Raw genomic sequence first — 18,430 nt, 5'->3', positions numbered from 1 at the left:
ATGAGTGAATCAACACAAACAAAACAAACAGGGTTAATAGCTTATTTTGCTAATAACTCGGTTGCTGCAAACTTAATGATGTTGTTTATTATTGTTATGGGCTTTTTAAGCTACAAAACGATTCAGCGACAAATGTTTCCTAATATAGAAATTAACTATATTAACGTAAACGCTAATTACCCAGGTGCCTCTCCTCAGGAAATTGAAGAAAGTATTCTTATAAAAATTGAAGAATCACTTAAAGATATTACCGAAATAAAAAAAGGCGTGTATCGCGCATTTAGAAACGGCGGCTCTGCAAGTCTTGAAATTCATACAGACGCAGAGCTCACCGATGTGCTTGATAAAGTAAAATTGCGTGTTGACGGTATAGCTACTTTTCCAGCAGGGATGGAACCGGTCACCATAAGTCAGATTGAATTTAGACAAGATGTAATAGGCATGACACTGGTTGCTGACTTGCCTTTATTTGAGCTTAAGCCGATAGCAAACAATATTGAAGATGAATTGCTGCAATTATCGAATGTATCGCTTGTGGTCAATGATGTACCGCTTGATGAAATAGCGATTGAAATCGATCCTGATACATTACGCCAGTACAATTTAACAATTTCAGATGTTATGAATGCTGTGCGTCGTTACTCTGCTAACTTTTCGGCTGGGCAGTTAAAAACGGATGCGGGTGTTATTTCAGTTCGAGTAGAAAATCAGTTTTATTCAGGCGAAGAATTTAGACAAATTCCGGTAAAAATTGGCGAGTATGGTGCCAAAGTTTTGCTGCAAGATATTGCTACAATTAAAGATCAATTTACTGAAGGTGAGCGTTATTTTAAGTTTAATGGTGAAAATGCTGTTTATTTATCAGTAAAAGCAACGCAATCACAAAATATTATTCCGGTAGCTGAGTCGGTTAAAGCGTATATTGATCAAAAAAATAAAGAGCTCCCACCGGGTGTGCGTATAGAACCTTTAATGGATATGACGTACTACCTAAATGCACGCTTAGATATGATGAAATTAAACCTTCTTCAAGGTGCGATTTTAGTCGCAATTATGTTGTCGCTATTCTTACGCTTTAAGTTGGCATTGTGGGTAATGATAGGTTTACCGGTATGCTTTTTAGGCGCGATGATGGTGATGCCATTATTTGGTATTAGCATAAATATTATCTCGTTATTTGCGTTTATCATGGTGCTAGGGATTGTGGTGGATGACGCCATAGTCATCGGCGAAGCCGCATACAGCGAAGTTGAAAAAAGTGGCGGCGGTGTCGATAACGTTGTACGTGGTGCAAAGCGTGTAGCGACCCCAGCGACGTTTGGTGTACTTACTACCATTGCCGTATTTGCACCGTTTACGCTTTCGAGCGGCCCTGAAAGTGCCTTTTTTTACGGTATTGCTGTTGTTGTAATGCTGTGCTTGGTATTTAGCTTAATTGAATCGAAACTCATACTACCTGCGCATATTGCACACACACACTTTACCCCTATAAAAAAAGGTGGCTGGCGAGATAGATTTAATACCCGCTTTTTTGGTTTTGTAAATGGCCCATATAAACGGTTTGTTTCCAAGTGTGTTGAATGGCGTTGGACTGTTTTATTTAGTTTTATTGCTTTATTAGTCGTTACTTTTGCATTAATTGCTTCAAATCAGGTGCGCACTATTCCTTCGCCTAAAGTTCCACATGATTTCCCACAAATTAATATTGAAATGAATGACAACGTATCCGACATTCAAACTATTAATGCTATTCGCGAAATAGAAGCGATGGTGCTTGAGGTAGACAATGAAACAGAGCGTCAAACAGGCCAAAAAATTATCCGCGACTTACTCGTGTTTAACCAAGGCCGTACTGAGGCGCAATTATTAGCCCCATTAGTTGATGAAGACTTACGCCCTTACGATGCGTTTGAATTGTCGCGCCGATGGCGTGAGGCCATGCCTACTATTGCAGGTGTTAAATCGTTAACTATTCAAGACGACGTAGGCGGCGGTGGCGGCAACGGTGGAGGAGAGTTTGGTTATTTACTATTTGGGTCTGACATTGATACATTAAACGAAGCTGGGCGCCGTTTTATTCAATTGCTTCAACAGCAAGAAGGGTTGTTTGATATAAGCTCAACCATAGATCCAGCCAGTAAAGAAGTGCAAATGAGTTTAAAACCCGTTGCCTTTGACTTGGGGTTAGATCTTGCCAGTATTGCCAATCAAGTGGGAGCCAGCTTTTATGGTGGCGAAGCACAACGCGTAATTAGAAATGGTGAAGAAGTCCGTGTGATGGTTCGTTACCCTAAACTCACACGCGAAGCATTTTCATCGCTCAAACATACTGTGGTGACCACGCCAACTGGGCGCGAAGTGTTATTGGGTGATGTGGTTGAGCTAACCGAAACACCCGGTATTAGCTACATTCGCCGTGAAGGTGGGTACAGAACTGTTTATGTGTACGGCAGTATTGATGAAGAGCAAATTGAGCCGGGCGAAGTGGTTAAACAGGTAAAAGATAACTTATTACCACAGCTTAAAGAAGAATACCCAAGCGTTAAATCAGAACTTGGTGGTGCCATTGAAGAGCAACAGGCGCAAGCCAATGAGCAAATGTTGTTTTTTGCAGGAGGCATGATATTAGTTTACATACTGCTCGCTGTACCGCTAAAAAGCTATTCACAACCGCTTATTGTTATGTCGGTTATTCCGTTTAGCTTAACGGGGGCTATTTGGGGGCACTATTGGTTTGACCTTGATATGAGCTTAATGTCTGGCTTTGGTCTTATTGCTGCGGCGGGTGTTGTAATTAATGACTCCTTGGTTATGACTGATTATGTAAACCAGGTGCGAAAGCAAGGGGTTAGCGTTAGAAATGCCGTAATTGAAGCCGGCTGTGCGCGTTTTAGAGCAATATTGCTCACCTCAATCACCACGTTTGCAGGTGTACTGCCTATTATGTTTGAAACGAGCCTACAGGCTAAGTTTGTAATACCTATGGCGGTTGCGCTGGGGTTTGCAGTTATGTTTGCAACCCTAATTACGCTTATTCTTGTACCTTGTTTGTACATTATATTAGGTGATATTGGGGCATTATTTAAAAACACTTACCGACGTATTTTTAAACGAGGAAGTGTAGAAGTGTCAGTTGATAGCTAATTTTTGCTAAACAATAAAAAAAGGACTGAGTGTTAACACTTAGTCCTTTTTTGTTTTTATTAATTTTTAATTAGTCTTTAAATTGCTTGTGGCAATCTTTACAACCTTTAGCCCATGCACCAAAGGCTTTACCAATAACTGCTTTGTCACCAGATTGAGCAGCTAGAGCAAGTTTGTCTGCGTTTGCCGCAAACGCATTGGCTTTATTAACAAATACTGTATTTTCAGACCACACAGCAGCAAGTGCTGATGTATCGCCTTTGTCTGTTCCTGCATAAAACGCTTCCCATGGCATTTTTGAAAGCGCTGCTGCGTTATTTGCACGCATTTTGAATTGCTCAGCGTCAAACGGAACCTTGCCCTTAAGCATTGCGCCCATATCACCAATTTGAACTGATAGCATAGAGAATGCACTTTGACGGTATTCAATCGCGTCGCTTGGCTCTTTAAACGCAGAGTTTGCAGATACACTTAGCGCGCATGTTGTTAGTAATGCACCCGCTAGAATCTTTTTAAATTTCATATTATTGCCCCTGTTAACTATTTTTTGACTATTGCTTTGTATCTTAGCTATTGGTTTTATTCAAGCTAATACAGAAAATTAACTAAAAGTTAATCGTTCATATCAATATCAGCAAATATCATCCCTCGTCGCATACTGCGAGTTGCTAAGAAAACTTCACCTAATAACGACATAAACGCACATATTAACAACGCCATAGCGGCCACAAAACAACTAGCGATGGTAACGCCTAAGTTTATGGATTGAATATGCGACAAAAATAATAGCATAACCACTGCGCATACAAGCAAAGCGCTCAAAACACTTAAACTAAAAGCTATGTGTATACAACGGGATCGTTTTAATAGAGCGCGAAGCTCTGTTGCGAGTGATTTATTAAAATCTTCATCGGTGCTTACTTTTAACTTGCGCTCTAATTGCCTCGCACGATCTGTAATACGAGCCAAGCGGTTTGATAAAACGCCAAGGGTTGCGGCAATACCCGTTATTAAAAACACTGGTGCAACGGCTGTTTGTATTACTTTAGCCATAGTTAAAATGTTGATTACATCATTATTCATAAAGTACCTAGTGATAATGCAGTTTTTGTTTACAAATATTCACAAAAGTGAAATGTTTTTTTATTTTTATATATCAGCAGCTTGGTGTTTTTTTATTTGTGTTCTTTGTATGCTTAATGCTTATTTGTAACCAAAGTGTTGCTTGGTGGGTAATGAACGTTTTATATTCGTTCATACATTGTAATTTGCTTTATTAATGTGACTACAATAATACATAAAATATCCTAGGGGAACTCATGAGTAACAATATAATAAAAAAGACAGCGATAGCGACAGCTGTTTCTAGTGCATTTGTGGCAACACTTGCCAGTGCCGCTGAATTACCAAAAGCAAATGTTAACTACAAAAAAGTAGAGCAAGTGGTTGAAGTTGCAGCAGACAAAAAAGAGCCTTCAGCTCATATGATTGTTCTTAAAGCAGCAACATCTGTGGATGCAGTAACCGCTGGAACTTATCAGGCTTCAAGTAGCCGTGAAATAACAGCTCAGGTTGAGCAGCTTCAAGACATAATGACTGAAGAGTTGAGCAACTTAGATTTTGATGCAAAAGTAATTGGCAAAACAAAAATTCTTGCTCCAACGTTAATAGTTCAAGCAACACCTGAAGCTTTAAAGCAGATTGCAAAAGATGATCGCGTTGCAAAAGTATTACCAATGTTTGACCGTGAACTTCACGTTGCAGCAAGCTCAGATTATATAAACGCTAAACCATTAATTACTGATGGTATTGTAAGCGGTAAAGGCCAGCGCGTTGCAGTACTAGATACAGGTATTGACTATACTCACGCAGCATTTGGCGGTGCAGGTACTGTTGAAGCATACCTAGCAGCACAAGAAGATCCTACAACGGTTACATGGCCACAAGGCATTGTACAAGGTGGTTATGACTTCATTCGTGATGATGCAGATCCAATTGAAAATGACGCTGCAAATTCACCGTCAACAGGTGATCCAACAAATCACGGTACATCATCTGCAAACTCTGTAAACGGTATTGCACCAGAGGTTGAGCTATACGCATATTCTGTATGTGGTGGTGGTTGTCCAAGTGCAGCACAAGCAGCTGCATTAGAGGCTGCAATGGATCCTAACGGTGATGGGGATATTTCAGATCGTGTTGACGTAATGAACATGTCTCTTGGTGGTGAATTTGGTGACACTTACACTGGTGGTGGTACACAATACCTAGTACAACGTGCTGTTGAATTGGGTGTTAACATGGTAATTTCTGCAGGTAACGATGGTGACAACCCATTCCGTGTTGGTGGTCCAAGTACAACCCCTAACGCCCTGTCTGTTGGTGCAATGACACACCCAACAACAGAAGTTGGTATTGCAAGTGGAACAGTTGCAGGCGTTGAAGGCGATATTCAAGCGTCAGGTTTTGGCCCACAAGAAGGCTTTACCCTATCAGGTGCTGATATTGATTTAGTATACCCTACAGCAAATCAAAACGGCTGTGATGCTTTTGCAGAAGATGTTGACTTTACAGGCAAAGCGGTACTTATAGACCGTGGTGCCTGTGCATTCACACAAAAAGTACTAAACGCACAAGCTAAAGGTGCTGAGTTTGTATTTATTGCAAATAACATTGACGACGGCACACCAGCCCCAATGGGTGGTTTTGATGCTGCCGTAACTATTAAAAACGTTGGGATTAATTTTGCAGCGGGTGCTGCACTAAAAGCACAGCTAGAAGCTGGCGGCCCTGCAACATTTGATATTAGTGTTGAGATTAAAACAACAGCGGGTGCTGTGGCAACATTCTCATCACGCGGCCCTTCAATGGATGGTTTACTTAAACCAGAAATTACAGCGCCAGGTACAAGTATTGACGTAGCAGCAGCAGGAACTCAAACTGGCACTAACCCTGTGTCGGGTACCTCGTTCTCAGGTCCAATTACAGCCGGTGCGGTTGCTATGATCCGTGAAGCTCACCCAAATCGTAATGCGTTTGAAATTAAAGCAACGATTATGAACGCGGCAAACCTTGAAGTAACTAACGAACCTCTTGCTATCAATCCTGATTCAGAGCTTGCGCCTATTAGTATGATAGGTGCTGGTTTAGTAGATGTGACTAAAGCTGTTAACTTACCTGTTGCAGCATGGGTACACAATGCCGAGTTTGATACAAAACAAGCTGCGCTTTCTTATGGTTTAGTGAGCCTTGCAGAAGCCGGTTCTATTACTAAAACAGTCACTGTGAAAAACTTCTCTGCTGAAGCGAAAACATACAACCTTCGTACTGAAGCACGTTACCAAAGCGACGTAGAAACTGAAGCTGTTAGCTGGGATTTCCCAGAGTCAGTAACAATCCCTGCTGGGCAAGCTGTAAACTTTGACATCACAATGATGGTTGACCCAGGTAAACTACCTGCATGGGAATTAGAGAATCCATTTAGTGCTGATGATATTGCTGCTCGTAGTGCTGCACTAACATCGATTGAGTTTGATGGTGCGTTAGTATTTGATGATGCGTCAACAGATACAACCCACGATTTACACGTTGTGTATCATGCAATGCCAAAAGCAGCAACAGAGATAAGTTATACTGCCGAGCTGATTGACAATAAAGTATCATTAGTACTTGAAAATACTGGCCAGACTGAAATCACTCCTCAGGCTGAAAGCATTATTGCAGTAGGTACAGAGAAAACAATGGAAGAGGCAGAGTATAACATTCTGTCGAGCACATTCTCTGCATTTGGTGCAGACTTCTGTGATTCAGGTATTTACATCACTTCATCAATTCAATTACGTGACCCGCTAACGCATACATTCCAAGCAGGTTACAGAGTTGAAATCGATACAGATAATGATGGTGTTGCTGATCAGTTCTTACAAAACCTAAATGACCGTGGTCGCTCAACTGCGTCACCAGGTCGTAGCCGTACATTGATCGGTACTACTGATGGCGCTGGCAACGATGGTTGGGCGTGGGGTACACCACTTCTTCATTCAGCAGGTGAAGATACAATCACATTTACTGGTTGTTCTGAGCTAATGAACATCGATGGGTCGTTACTTGGTCAGCCAATGAACTTCAGAGTATCAGTGGGTTACCCAAGCTACCAATCAGGTGTGTTCTCTGAGACAGACAGTGTAACTGGTTCAGTTGTATTTGGTGTTCAACCAGAAGTTCAAATGACTTCGCTTGAAACTGGCGAAGCTGTTGCATCACTTCTACCTGGTGAAAAAGCAATGGTATCTGCAAGTGGTCCATTTGTTTTATCTCAAGGTGCTGGCACTAACATCATTAAAGCAATGACAAGTGAAGAGCTTACATTACCAGCTATTGAGGCGCCTATCTTAGTGGGTGGTGAATTCTCAGTTTCTGAAGATGCAGCCGATGGTACAGTAGTTGGCGCGCTTACAATTGAAGAAGCTGAGTTTGATTTAGCGGTTTCTGAGTACTACGTTCAATCAAACACCAATATAGGTTTAGGTGTTGATGAGCAAGGCCAAATTGTTGTTGCTGACACCAATATGTTAGCAGGTGATACCACTGCTGAAATGGAAGTTGTTGCGATTGATATTCGAGGCAATGTTTCTGAGCCTGTAACTGTAACTGTTAATGTAACTGCAGTAGTACCTCCGGCCGTTGTTACTCCAGAGCCAGAGAAGAAAAGTTCTTCAGGTTCATTAGCTTGGTTAACTCTTTTAGTTGCACCGTTCGCATTTATGCGTCGTCGCAAGCAAAAGTAAGCTTAAAAACGCTTAAGTACTAAATAAAGGGAGCTTCGGCTCCCTTTTTACATAGCTTCACAAACTAGATCACAAAAGGTATTAATTTTAGGTATATTTAGGTAACAAAAATAATAAGGATTTTGCCTGATGACACGTACTCCCTTTGCACTTGCTGCACTCTCGCTTGCTATTCTAAGTGGTTGTAATAAAGCCCCCGAAGAAACTCATAAAAACACGGTTCAAGTTGAGTCAGCTCAAGTAGTAACCGCGGTTGCACCTATTGCTAAAAAAGTACCCCATGAAATGACCATTCATGGTGATACACGTATTGATAATTACTACTGGCTTAGAGATGACGAACGAAAAGCACCTGAAATCATTAGCTACTTAGAAGCAGAAAATGCCTACTCTGAGGCTATGCTCGCCCATACTAAAACACTGCAAAGTAGTTTATTTGAAGAGCTTAAAGGGCGAATTCAAAAAGATGATGACTCAGTTCCAGTAAAGGACGGAGAGTACTATTACTCGTCGCAAACTCGCGGCGATAACGAGTATGCTACTTATTTACGCAGTAGTGATTTTGCAGGCACCGATCAGGAAGTTATTTTAGACGTAAATGAACTAGCTAAAGGCCATGACTATTTTGCGGTTAGCGGCCTAAATGTAAGCCCAAATGACAACTTAATGGCATATGGTGAAGATACGGTGAGTCGCCGTGTTTACAACATAAAAATTAAAGATTTAAGCACTGGTAAATTATTAGAAGACACGCTTGAAGGCACCAGTGGTTATGTTGTGTGGGCGAACGACAATAAAACGGTGTATTACATCAAAAAAGACGCGCAAACCTTACTCGGTTACCAAGTTTATCGCCATACGCTTGGTACACCACAAAGCGATGATGAGCTTGTTTACGAAGAAACAGACACAAGCTATTACACCGGTATGAGCAAGAGCAAAGACGGCTCAGAAATTTATATTTGGCATAGCAGTACCGATGCATCGGGTTTGTCAGTGCTGAGTGCAAATGATGTAGACGCTAAGCCTAAGCGTTTAATTGAGCGTGAAGCCAACCTTGAATACAGCATTTCAAAATTAGGCAATACTTATTACATTGTGACTAATTTAAATGCCGTTAACTTTCAGCTTATGAAAGTTGATATTGATAAAGCCGGTGATAAAGCAAATTGGCAAAGTGTGATCCCTGCTCGCGAGGATATTAAACTCGAAGACGTTGAGTTATTTGATGACTACTTGGTATATCAACAACGTGAAATGGGCCAATCAACACTGATTGCGCGTAATTTAACATCAGGCAAAGAGTTACCACTAAGCTTTAACGACAGTGCGTATACAATTAGTGCGTACGGTAATAACGAATTAGACAGCGATACTCTACGCGTGTATTACACCAGTATGACGACACCGGGTTCATCTTATGATGTCAATTTGGCCACTGGCGGAAAAACATTATTAAAGCAACAAGCGGTATTAGGTGACTTTAACGCGGATAACTATGCTTCAGAGCGTATTTTTGTCACAGCACGCGATGGCGTAAAAGTACCGGTGAGTTTGGTGTATCGAAAAGAGCTATTTAAAAAAGATGGCACTAACCCATTATTGCAATACGGCTATGGTTCGTATGGTGCAACAATGGATCCTAGTTTTTCTTCTGCACGATTAACGTTGCTTGACCGTGGTTTTGTATTTGCAATTGCCCACGTACGTGGTTCGCAAATGTTAGGGCGCCCGTGGTACGAAGCGGGTAAATTACTCACTAAAAAGAACACGTTTAACGACTTTGTAGATGTTACTAAGTCATTGGTAGCGCAAGGGTATGGCGATAAAGAGCAAATTTTTGCCCAAGGTGGCAGTGCTGGTGGTTTATTAATGGGCGCAGTGGCAAACCAAGCGCCTGAGCTATATAAAGGTATGGTGGCTGCGGTTCCATTTGTTGATGTGGTTACTACTATGCTTGATGAGACTATTCCGCTTACAACTAACGAGTATGGTGAGTGGGGTAACCCTAACGAGAAAGAATATTACGATTATATGTTGTCGTATTCACCGTACGATCAAGTCAGTATGCAAGACTACCCTAATATGTTAGTAACTACAGGCTTACACGATTCACAGGTTCAATATTTTGAGCCAGCAAAATGGGTTGCGAAGCTGCGTGACTATAAAACAGATGATAATAAGCTACTATTTAAAATAGACATGGAAGCCGGGCACGGCGGTGCTTCTGGCCGTTTTAAACGCTTAGAAGATGCTGCGTTAAATTATGCATTTATGCTTGATTTAGCCGGTATAAAAAAATAGCCACACCCAAATTCAACTAAGTAATGAGCCAAGGCGTAACGTTAAGTTACGCCTTTTTTTGTGGCAAATTAAAGCTAAACATAGTGCCTTTACCTATTTCACTTTGAACGTTTATTTCACTGTCCATGAGCTTTAATAGCCCGCGGCAAATAGCAAGCCCTAACCCACCTTGTTGGCGGTCCGCTTTATTAGAATTACTAGCTTGGTAGTGGGGATCAAAGATAGCTTGTAACTCCTCGTGTTTAATACCCACGCCGGTGTCCGAAACCTGCACAAATAATTGATTATGGTCACCGCGTTTTACACGTACATCAATACTACCATCACGCGGGGTATGCCTAATGGCGTTATCGATTAAGTTACTTAAAACACGCTCAAGCTTGGCTATGTCGGCAATGACAGGAAAGTCACAAATTTCTGGCTCAACCGATAAATTAATGCCTTTTTTCTCTACGGCCAAACTAAACTTAGCAATACAATCGTAAATGAGCTCTCCTAGGTTAAATGTTTCTTTGTTGATACTTATTTCGCCATTTTCTAGGTGTGCGAGTTCAAAAATTTGCTCTATTAGTTGCTTGAGTTGGCCACAGTTATTCAATGATACTAGCAAGTACTCTTGCTGCTCTTGCGCACTTAATTTGTCACCTGATTGATTTAATACCTCTAAAAAACCTTGTAACGAAGCCAGTGGCGTACGTAAGTCGTGAGATAAGTGAGTAAGTAGCTCTTTGCGTTGTTTATCGCCTTGTTCTAGTGCTTTAAATTGCTCGTTTATACGTGTGAGCATTGCTTGAATAGTTCGGCTTAAGCTGTGGACTTCATTACTTTTTTGAGTTGAATAGATACTCAGCTTTGTATCGGTTAGGCTATAATTAGCAGCCTCAATATTGCTCACATCTTTTGCAAGACGTTGAATAGGATTTGTAAAAAATCGCAGTAAAATAAGCATCGCAATAAATAAAAAAACGAGCGCTGAGCCTAGCCATATGGCAGCCACGAATAACGAGTCGTTACTTTTTATATAATTAAGAGAGGTGTCGTATGCCTCACCACCAATAATTACGTATAAATACCCTTGCAATGTGTTGTTATTAAAAACAGGCGCCACAGAAAATATTTTTTGTTGATCAGGGTTTCTTGGGTTGTCGCCATAAACCGGTGTAGCACTTGGGTTGGCTATAAGGTGCTTTAAAGGCGTTAAATTAATATGTGTACGCTTCACTTTTCCGGGCTCTGCGGAGTAAGTTAATATTTTTCCGTTTTCGTCTACAAAGTAAAATTCAAAGGCGGGGCCGAGTAACATTAAAGTATGAAATAGGTTTTCAAGGGCTTCGTAATCGTATACACCCTCTTTTATCAATGGATTGTCTTGTACTAAATGCTCAGCCAGCGCTAAATGTAAATTTTGTTCGCCATGATGTTTAGAGTTGAGTTCTAGCTGTTTACTCCAGCTATAAACCAGCGCGCAAATAAAACAAAAAATAACGGCTAACGACACTGCTAATTTTTGGTACAAAGAGAGTTTCATAATAAAAGTCTTAATTAAGTTGGCTTGGATTGAGTTTGTATCCCACACCCCAAACGGTTTCTATAATAGGTGTCGATTGGTGCAATTCAAGCTTTGCCCGCAACCGATTAATATGCGAATTAACGGTATGTTCGTAACCGCTGTGCTGGTACCCCCATACTTTATCGAGTAGTTGCTGGCGACTAAATACATGGTTAGGATGGCGTGCAAAATACACCAGCAAATCAAACTCGGTGGCAGTTAGGTTAATTGCCTGTTCGGCCAAATACACTTGATGGGAGTCAAACGCAATGTTTAATGAGCCAACTTTAAGGGTTTGTTCACTTACAACAGAGGGTTCATCGGTATTTTGGCTCGCAAGTAACTGTGCTCTGTGTCGAAGTTGGGTTTTTACTCTGGCTTGTAGTTCACGTGCAAAAAAGGGTTTACAAATATAGTCGTCTGCGCCCATTTCTAGGCCAATAACTCTGTCCATGTCGCTACTTAGTGCGGTGAGTAAAATGACTGAAGTGGCTGGGTAATGTTCTTTTATTTTACGACATAAACTCAATCCATCCATTTGCGGAAGGTTTATATCCAGTAAAATAAGCCCGTAGGGGTGCTTAGCTATTTTCTTTAAAGCCTGTTCAGCACTGACAACATGATCCACATGTAAATTTAGCGATGTAAGCTGTGTGGTAATTAATTTACCAATTTCTCTGTCGTCTTCAACTATGAGTAATTTTTCATGACGCATCGTTTATCCTCGTAAAAAGGGGGCTTCCGTGCTCCCCAACTTCCCCATTACAAGCTGGTATATCGAGGTTGATATTGATAAACGAATTACTGAGTGCGGGTAATAACCACTTTTGCTAATGGGTTATCAAATTTATGTTCAGGGCTAAGCACTGAACTAGATAAACCATCTTCATTTGTAACGACACCTGGGTGTCTTGCTACAAAATTAACATCATCACGGGCTTCATTAAAACCTTCTCCGCCATCAGCAGGACCGGGTATCGTACCAGCTGCTTCTGTATTTGCTTCAGTACCTGCATCATAAGCAACGGTGGTGCGAGTTAAAGAGTCGCCCACGGCTAATGAAGATACGTCTAAAGCACTAAGACCGGTAAATCCATCATTCGTATTCACCATCATAGTGGCAAGCGACAGTTTAAGTGCTTCAAGTGAGTCTGTGGTTAATGTGATCGTGGTATTGGCACCAGGTCCAACAGGGCCTTCGCTTGATGCGTTGGCAATGGCGTTTTCTAATGCAAGCAGTTGGCTGTTGTCGCCTCCTTCAGCCATTGTTTCTAATGCAACCGATGCGGCACTGCCAATTTGCCAAAGTGTGCCTTCTGTATGTGCAATAACAGCAATAGGCGATAGTGGCTGCCCTGCAGTTAAGTTGCTTACTGTTACATCAAATGTATAGCTTACAGGCTCAGGTGTTGGCGGTGTAACAACCTGAACAGGATCGTTACTGTCGTTGTCGCCACAGGCTGCAAGTGAAGCTGCTAGTGCAACAACCACGATGCTTTTTTTAAAGTTATTTAAAGATACCATGATTACGCTCCTACTTAACCGTAACGGTTAGCTTAGCTACAGGGTTTAACCATCTGTGAACCGTATTACTTAAATCGCTATTACCAGCGGTTAAATCGTCGTCACCTAGTGTGCCAGGGTGAATATGCACGCTAATGTTGCTATCGGTACTTGTTAAGCCTGCGCCACCAGTACCCGCATCACCACCTGGTGCTGCAGGAATACCTGGCGTGCCCGGTGCACCAGAACCTTCAACCACTAGCTCATTATTTTGCTCAGTGCCCGCATCGTATGCATTTAAATAAACCGTGTAGGTACCTGCTTCGGTTGGTATTTTCCAGCTATCAAGGCCAACAAAGCCATCGTTTGTAGGCAGTAACATAGCGGTCACCGATAAGTAATCGTTACCGTCAGTCGTCATTAATGTGGTCATGGTTGATGACGATGGCGCTAATAAACCTTCTGCTGGGTTTGCAGCCATATCGCTACCTGCTGCAGTGGCTTGTGCCATTAGCTCAGCAATGTTGCCACCTTCAGCCATTGTTTGTAATGCAGTAGAAGCTTCAGTTGCAACTTCAAAAAGCTTATCTTCACTGTTGTGTGCTGTAACTAGTAGCGGAGTGAAGTGAATGCCTTGGGTTAGGTTGGTTATTGTTAAGTCTAACTCTGCAGCCATGGTTGACTGGCTAGCTACCGCTAAAAGAGTTGCAAGTGTAAATGTTGAAGCTTTCATTTTTTATTTCCTGTAAGTGATGATTCGAGATAAGTATTGAATAATCGTCTCCAGAAACTCTCACAAACTTATCACTTTTTTATCACAGACATTTAGGCTGTGATTTTTGTAAATAAATACGCCAGAAAACTTATATAACTGTGTATAATTAAACCGCATTATAAAAATTAAAGGATTGTGTTATGGAAGAAAATCAACAGGTTAAAGTAGTAAATAAAGATGAGCGCACATGGGCAATGTTGTGCCATTTAAGCGCATTTGCTGGTTTTATTGTGCCGTTTGGTTCAATAATAGGGCCATTAATTATTTGGTTAATTAAAAAAGATGAAATGCAAATGGTCAATGAGCACGGTAAAAAAGCGCTTAATTTTCAGATAACCATGGCCATTGCCTATATTATTTGTTTTGTGTTGATGTTTGTTGTGATCGGTGTAATTTTACTTCCTATTGTGGCTATATTTGCTTTTGTGATGGTGGTTTTAGCGAGTATAAAAGCAAACGAAGGGAAAGAGTTTAATTACCCACTGAGTTTAAATTTGATAAAATAAAGCGTTAGCTATTATTCTGCAAACCCAGCTATAAGCTGGGTTATTACGTTTAGCCTAAGGGCATTATGCTTTATTTTACTTTGTTTATTAGTGCGTTTATTTCGGCCACTTTATTACCAAGCTCCTCAGAAGTCGTTTTAATAACGATGATTACCCAATCAAACGCAAACATCTGGCTTTTATGGTGCGCAGCTACGCTGGGTAATGTGTTAGGCAGTTGTGTGAATTATTGGCTAGGTACGCAAGTATTACGCTTTAAACATAAAAAGTGGTTTCCGGTATCAGAGCAAGGGCTTGAAAAGGCGCAAAATCAGTTTAATAAATATGGCGTGTACAGTTTATTGTTTGCATGGCTGCCTATTGTTGGCGATCCACTAACAGTCATTGGTGGTATTTTTAAAGTAAGGTTTAGTGTGTTTTTGGTTTTAGTAACACTTGGCAAAGGCGCACGCTACTTAGCGGTTATTGCCCTTGCCGTGGGGGTAGAAGCTCTTATTTAAGGCATACGCACGCTACTTTGTCCAATCAAGTGTTAATGATACAGAGTCAGCAAAGCGAAGCGCATGCGGTTTATCTACACGGGCTTTAGCGTAATTTACACTTGGATGAGAATGACAAACCGCAAGAATTTCAGCTACGAGCTTTTCTAGTAATAAAAAGTGCCCTTGCTCAACTAAACTAATTACCTCTTTGGTGATCACTTTATAGTTAAGTGCTTGGTCTACTTCATCGGTTTTACATGCGTTATCGGCAGGGTAGTGAATCTCTAAATTAATAACTACGTCTTGCTTTTTTTCACGCTCTTCAGGATTAAAACCAATAAATGTACGCAAGCGTAAGTTAGTTACGTTAATAATTGCGTTGGCCATAGATTACCCTTTAATAAGCTGCAAAAATTCGTTGCGTGTTTTAGGGTCGCTTCTAAAGTTACCCAGCATTACCGATGTACGCATGCTTGAGTTTTGCTTTTCTACACCACGCATCATCATACACATGTGCTTTGCTTCAACGATAACACCTACGCCTTTTGCGCCGGTTACTTCTTCAACGGCTTTGGCAATTTGATGTGTTAACTGTTCTTGTATTTGAAAGCGACGCGAAAACATATCAACAATACGCGCAAATTTAGATAACCCCAGCACTTTGCCATTTGGAATATAAGCAATATGGCAGCGACCAATAAATGGCAGTAAGTGGTGCTCACACATAGAGTAAAGTTCTATGTCTTGTACTAATACCATGTCGTCGGCATCAGAGGTAAATACTGCATTATTGGTAATTTCATCAAGCGTTTGGCGATAACCTTGTGTTAGGTATTCCATTGCTTTTGCCGCACGTTTTGGTGTGTCTAATAGACCTTCACGTTCAGCGTCTTCGCCTACGGCGGTTATAATTTTTTGGTAGCTGTCTTTTAATTCGTTATGCATAGGTGTCTCAGTGTTTTTTACTTTAAATGACGTCCGCCATCAACAGGAATAGAGCGCCCTGTTATGTACTGACTTTGTAAGAGTAAATCAATGCTGTTTACAATTTCTTGGCACCCAGGTTCGATGCCCATCAATGATTTTTTGAGTGTTTTAGCGCGGTATTGTTCGTCGTCGTGCTCGTTAAAAATAATAAGCGAAGGCGCAACCGCATTTACTTTTATATTGGGTGCATATTTAGCACTAAACGATTTCGTTAGATTATCAAGTGCGCCCTTGCTTGCCGCGTATGCCAAATGCTTAGGGCTACCTGTTTCAACTACATAGTCAGTAAGGTGCACAATATCTGCGGCGGTGCCACTAGCTTGCTGGTACGCTAAAAGTAAGTCAGCGCACTGCATATTAATTAAGTAAGGTGTTTTGGCATGTATGCGCATCATGTTATCAAAAAGCTTAGCGTGGTCTGGGTTATTTGCTTCACAGTCCCAGCTAGATGCGTTGTGTATAACAGCCTTTAAAGATTGGGTATGGGCTTTCAATGTATTAATAAACTCATTAATTCCCGCATCAGTACTAAAATCGGCATGAATACAGGTCACCCCTTGCTGCGCTAGTTTTTCTACAGCATTATGGCGAGTACGGTAAGTAATAATGACTTCTTGCCCTTGAGTAAAGTAGTGCTTAGCAAGGGCTAGGCCGATTCGTTGGCCAGCGCCAGTGATTAAAATGGGCGATGTCATATAATGCAGTGTTCTCTTTGGTAAGTTTTTAATAAATATTAGTACGTTAAGCGTAATGTGTACGTAATATTTGAATAGGGCGATCAAAAAAGCAATTAAACCCAATACGGTTAATTGCTTTTTATGTCACTTATATCAATCGTAAATTGTTGGTATTGGCTGGCGTTTATGTTGCGTACGCAGATAAATGCCAATTAACTTTTGTTCTACCTCTTCAGAGACAGGTTTGCCCTCTAAAAAGTCATCAATTTGATTGTAACTTAAACCAAGCGCTTCTTCGTCGGTGAGGCCTGGTCGGTCGCTTTCTAAATCGGCTGTTGGGGCTTTTTCAACAAGCAATGCTGGCGCGCCTAAAGCAGTCGCTAGTGCGCGAACTTGGCGCTTAGATAAGCCAAAAAGAGGCGCCAAGTCACATGCACCATCGCCAAATTTAGTGTAAAAGCCTGTAATATTTTCAGCGCTATGGTCGGTGCCAACCACTAAACCTTGGCTAAAACCGGCAATTTCGTATTGAGAAACCATACGCTGGCGCGCTTTAACGTTACCTTTAATAAAATCTATTTGTGCTTGTTCTGGTAATGCGTCACCGCTGCTAGTCATTGCCATTAACACTTGCTCATGCAATGCATCGGCAGCAGGCTGAATGTTAACGGTCATGCGCTTACTTGGCTGAATAAAATCAACCGCCATTTGCGCTTCGTCTTCATCAGCTTGAACACCGTAAGGTAAGCGCACAGCAATAAATTGGTATTTATTAGTGTTGTGTTCTTCATTTAATTCGTTAACAGCTAACTGGCATAAACGGCCGCAAGTTGAAGAATCAACCCCGCCACTAATACCAAGCACAAGCGATCGTGAGTGAGCCGCAACTAAACGTGCTTTTATAAAGTTAACTCGACGAGATATCTCAGCGTTTACATCAATGGTTGGCTGAACTTTCATTTCAGCCATTATTTCGGCGCGCATTGCCGGCTCCTTGTAATATTTTAAATGTGATACGCAATAAACTTATTATGTGATTTAGTTTTACTTATTTAAAGCCCTAAATGTGCTTTTATCTGGTTAAGTTCTGCTTTTAGTTCTTCTACTTCGCGTAATAAATCGTTTAACTCTTTATCTTTAATCGCTTCGCTGGGTAAATTAATGGTATCGCTATCAGGTGTAATTTGTTGCTCACCAAATAAATGAATATATCGGCTTTCACGTTTACCTGCTTCGCGCGGTAGTTTGGCGACTTGCTCGTTTTCAATTAGTTTATTTAGGGCGTTTTCAACCTCATCTACATTATTAAAATCAGCGAGGCGAGCGCTGCGAGTTCTTAATTCGCCGGGTGTTTGGGCACCGCGTAACAGCAATAGGCAAATAACGGCACGTTGTTGTGCTGAAAACTGTAAGCTACTAAATTCGGTATTACAAAAGCGGTGGTCGTACTTATTTACCCGCCCTGAAAGCGCTTCATCAACAGTAACTAGGCGTATATCTATAAGTTCATCTAGCGCATTTTGTACATCACTTTCTGTTAAATTAAGAACAGGATCGCGATTCGATTTTTGATTACATGCATTGGTTAGGCCATTGAGTGATAAAGGGTAATGCTCTGGCGTAGTGCTTTGTTTTTCTAGAAGGCAACCAATAACACGTTGTTGATGTGGTGATAACTGCATAAGTACCCTTAAAAATATTAATTATTAATGCTAA

16 protein-coding genes are annotated in these 18,430 nt (G+C 41.1%); 5 read left to right on the top strand and 11 right to left on the bottom strand.

Annotation, left to right across the window (positions count from 1 at the left end):
* Positions 1-3,144: an efflux RND transporter permease subunit gene (locus AC27I2_RS17410; protein ID WP_487204996.1), complete on the top strand. Its 3,144-nt coding sequence runs from the start codon at positions 1-3 to the stop codon at positions 3,142-3,144.
* A 70-nt stretch (positions 3,145-3,214) separates the two neighbouring features.
* Here the strand turns inward: AC27I2_RS17410 and AC27I2_RS17405 are convergent, their stop codons facing one another.
* Complete coding sequence (locus AC27I2_RS17405) at positions 3,215-3,667, bottom strand: c-type cytochrome (protein WP_487204995.1); 453 nt, start codon at positions 3,665-3,667, stop codon at positions 3,215-3,217.
* Positions 3,668-3,756: 89 nt separating this feature from the next.
* Positions 3,757-4,227 (bottom strand): DUF2721 domain-containing protein, encoded by a 471-nt coding sequence (locus tag AC27I2_RS17400; protein ID WP_006792500.1) that lies wholly within the window; start codon positions 4,225-4,227, stop codon positions 3,757-3,759.
* Between the two features lie 236 nt (positions 4,228-4,463).
* Here AC27I2_RS17400 and AC27I2_RS17395 point away from each other — a divergent pair, with 236 nt between their 5' ends.
* Positions 4,464-7,931, top strand: coding sequence for a S8 family serine peptidase (locus AC27I2_RS17395; RefSeq protein WP_487204994.1), 3,468 nt, complete (start codon positions 4,464-4,466; stop codon positions 7,929-7,931).
* A 129-nt stretch (positions 7,932-8,060) separates the two neighbouring features.
* Positions 8,061-10,235, top strand: coding sequence for a S9 family peptidase (locus AC27I2_RS17390; protein WP_487204993.1), 2,175 nt, complete (start codon positions 8,061-8,063; stop codon positions 10,233-10,235).
* A gap of 46 nt (positions 10,236-10,281) precedes the next feature.
* Here the strand turns inward: AC27I2_RS17390 and AC27I2_RS17385 are convergent, their stop codons facing one another.
* The 4 genes from AC27I2_RS17385 to AC27I2_RS17370 all read right to left on the bottom strand — a co-directional run bounded on the left by AC27I2_RS17385 (position 10,282) and on the right by AC27I2_RS17370 (position 14,020).
* Positions 10,282-11,763, bottom strand: coding sequence for a sensor histidine kinase (locus AC27I2_RS17385; protein ID WP_487204992.1), 1,482 nt, complete (start codon positions 11,761-11,763; stop codon positions 10,282-10,284).
* A gap of 10 nt (positions 11,764-11,773) precedes the next feature.
* Positions 11,774-12,499, bottom strand: coding sequence for a response regulator transcription factor (locus AC27I2_RS17380; protein ID WP_487204991.1), 726 nt, complete (start codon positions 12,497-12,499; stop codon positions 11,774-11,776).
* An 86-nt stretch (positions 12,500-12,585) separates the two neighbouring features.
* Positions 12,586-13,308 carry a spondin domain-containing protein gene (locus AC27I2_RS17375; protein ID WP_058551219.1) on the bottom strand — a complete coding sequence of 241 codons (723 nt, stop codon included), beginning with the start codon at positions 13,306-13,308 and terminating at the stop codon, positions 12,586-12,588.
* A gap of 10 nt (positions 13,309-13,318) precedes the next feature.
* Positions 13,319-14,020 (bottom strand): spondin domain-containing protein, encoded by a 702-nt coding sequence (locus AC27I2_RS17370; RefSeq protein ID WP_487204990.1) that lies wholly within the window; start codon positions 14,018-14,020, stop codon positions 13,319-13,321.
* A 182-nt stretch (positions 14,021-14,202) separates the two neighbouring features.
* Between AC27I2_RS17370 and AC27I2_RS17365 the strand changes: the two genes are divergently transcribed.
* Both AC27I2_RS17365 and AC27I2_RS17360 read left to right on the top strand, forming a co-directional pair.
* Positions 14,203-14,568, top strand: coding sequence for a DUF4870 domain-containing protein (locus tag AC27I2_RS17365; protein ID WP_058403704.1), 366 nt, complete (start codon positions 14,203-14,205; stop codon positions 14,566-14,568).
* Between the two features lie 65 nt (positions 14,569-14,633).
* Positions 14,634-15,068: a YqaA family protein gene (locus AC27I2_RS17360; RefSeq protein ID WP_487204989.1), complete on the top strand. Its 435-nt coding sequence runs from the start codon at positions 14,634-14,636 to the stop codon at positions 15,066-15,068.
* A gap of 12 nt (positions 15,069-15,080) precedes the next feature.
* On the opposite strand, the gene folX is transcribed toward AC27I2_RS17360, so the two are convergent.
* The 5 genes from folX to AC27I2_RS17335 all read right to left on the bottom strand — a co-directional run bounded on the left by folX (position 15,081) and on the right by AC27I2_RS17335 (position 18,396).
* Positions 15,081-15,437 (bottom strand): dihydroneopterin triphosphate 2'-epimerase, encoded by a 357-nt coding sequence (gene folX / locus AC27I2_RS17355; RefSeq protein WP_008129424.1) that lies wholly within the window; start codon positions 15,435-15,437, stop codon positions 15,081-15,083.
* Between the two features lie 3 nt (positions 15,438-15,440).
* Positions 15,441-15,995: a GTP cyclohydrolase I FolE gene (folE, locus tag AC27I2_RS17350; protein WP_010557916.1), complete on the bottom strand. Its 555-nt coding sequence runs from the start codon at positions 15,993-15,995 to the stop codon at positions 15,441-15,443.
* A gap of 17 nt (positions 15,996-16,012) precedes the next feature.
* A complete protein-coding gene (folM, locus tag AC27I2_RS17345) occupies positions 16,013-16,732 on the bottom strand; it encodes a dihydromonapterin reductase (protein WP_487204988.1) in 720 nt (239 codons plus the stop codon).
* A gap of 135 nt (positions 16,733-16,867) precedes the next feature.
* Positions 16,868-17,698: an ammonia-dependent NAD(+) synthetase gene (gene nadE, locus AC27I2_RS17340; RefSeq protein ID WP_487204987.1), complete on the bottom strand. Its 831-nt coding sequence runs from the start codon at positions 17,696-17,698 to the stop codon at positions 16,868-16,870.
* A gap of 68 nt (positions 17,699-17,766) precedes the next feature.
* Positions 17,767-18,396 (bottom strand): YceH family protein, encoded by a 630-nt coding sequence (locus AC27I2_RS17335; RefSeq protein ID WP_487204986.1) that lies wholly within the window; start codon positions 18,394-18,396, stop codon positions 17,767-17,769.
* Positions 18,397-18,430: the final 34 nt, after the last annotated feature.

The sequence above is a fragment of the Pseudoalteromonas sp. NH0006-46 genome, from assembly GCF_057547735.1.
This window is presented reverse-complemented; position numbering and strand designations above follow the sequence as displayed.

What these genes read in the sequence shown, in the direction of transcription:
- AC27I2_RS17410 (WP_487204996.1), top strand. Translation starts at nt 1, where the DNA reads ATGAGTGAATCAACACAAACAAAACAAACAGGGTTAATAGCTTATTTT.
- AC27I2_RS17405 (WP_487204995.1), bottom strand. Translation starts at nt 3,667, where the DNA reads ATGAAATTTAAAAAGATTCTAGCGGGTGCATTACTAACAACATGCGCG.
- AC27I2_RS17400 (WP_006792500.1), bottom strand. Translation starts at nt 4,227, where the DNA reads ATGAATAATGATGTAATCAACATTTTAACTATGGCTAAAGTAATACAA.
- AC27I2_RS17395 (WP_487204994.1), top strand. Translation starts at nt 4,464, where the DNA reads ATGAGTAACAATATAATAAAAAAGACAGCGATAGCGACAGCTGTTTCT.
- AC27I2_RS17390 (WP_487204993.1), top strand. Translation starts at nt 8,061, where the DNA reads ATGACACGTACTCCCTTTGCACTTGCTGCACTCTCGCTTGCTATTCTA.
- AC27I2_RS17385 (WP_487204992.1), bottom strand. Translation starts at nt 11,763, where the DNA reads ATGAAACTCTCTTTGTACCAAAAATTAGCAGTGTCGTTAGCCGTTATT.
- AC27I2_RS17380 (WP_487204991.1), bottom strand. Translation starts at nt 12,499, where the DNA reads ATGCGTCATGAAAAATTACTCATAGTTGAAGACGACAGAGAAATTGGT.
- AC27I2_RS17375 (WP_058551219.1), bottom strand. Translation starts at nt 13,308, where the DNA reads ATGGTATCTTTAAATAACTTTAAAAAAAGCATCGTGGTTGTTGCACTA.
- AC27I2_RS17370 (WP_487204990.1), bottom strand. Translation starts at nt 14,020, where the DNA reads ATGAAAGCTTCAACATTTACACTTGCAACTCTTTTAGCGGTAGCTAGC.
- AC27I2_RS17365 (WP_058403704.1), top strand. Translation starts at nt 14,203, where the DNA reads ATGGAAGAAAATCAACAGGTTAAAGTAGTAAATAAAGATGAGCGCACA.
- AC27I2_RS17360 (WP_487204989.1), top strand. Translation starts at nt 14,634, where the DNA reads ATGCTTTATTTTACTTTGTTTATTAGTGCGTTTATTTCGGCCACTTTA.
- folX (WP_008129424.1), bottom strand. Translation starts at nt 15,437, where the DNA reads ATGGCCAACGCAATTATTAACGTAACTAACTTACGCTTGCGTACATTT.
- folE (WP_010557916.1), bottom strand. Translation starts at nt 15,995, where the DNA reads ATGCATAACGAATTAAAAGACAGCTACCAAAAAATTATAACCGCCGTA.
- folM (WP_487204988.1), bottom strand. Translation starts at nt 16,732, where the DNA reads ATGACATCGCCCATTTTAATCACTGGCGCTGGCCAACGAATCGGCCTA.
- nadE (WP_487204987.1), bottom strand. Translation starts at nt 17,698, where the DNA reads ATGCGCGCCGAAATAATGGCTGAAATGAAAGTTCAGCCAACCATTGAT.
- AC27I2_RS17335 (WP_487204986.1), bottom strand. Translation starts at nt 18,396, where the DNA reads ATGCAGTTATCACCACATCAACAACGTGTTATTGGTTGCCTTCTAGAA.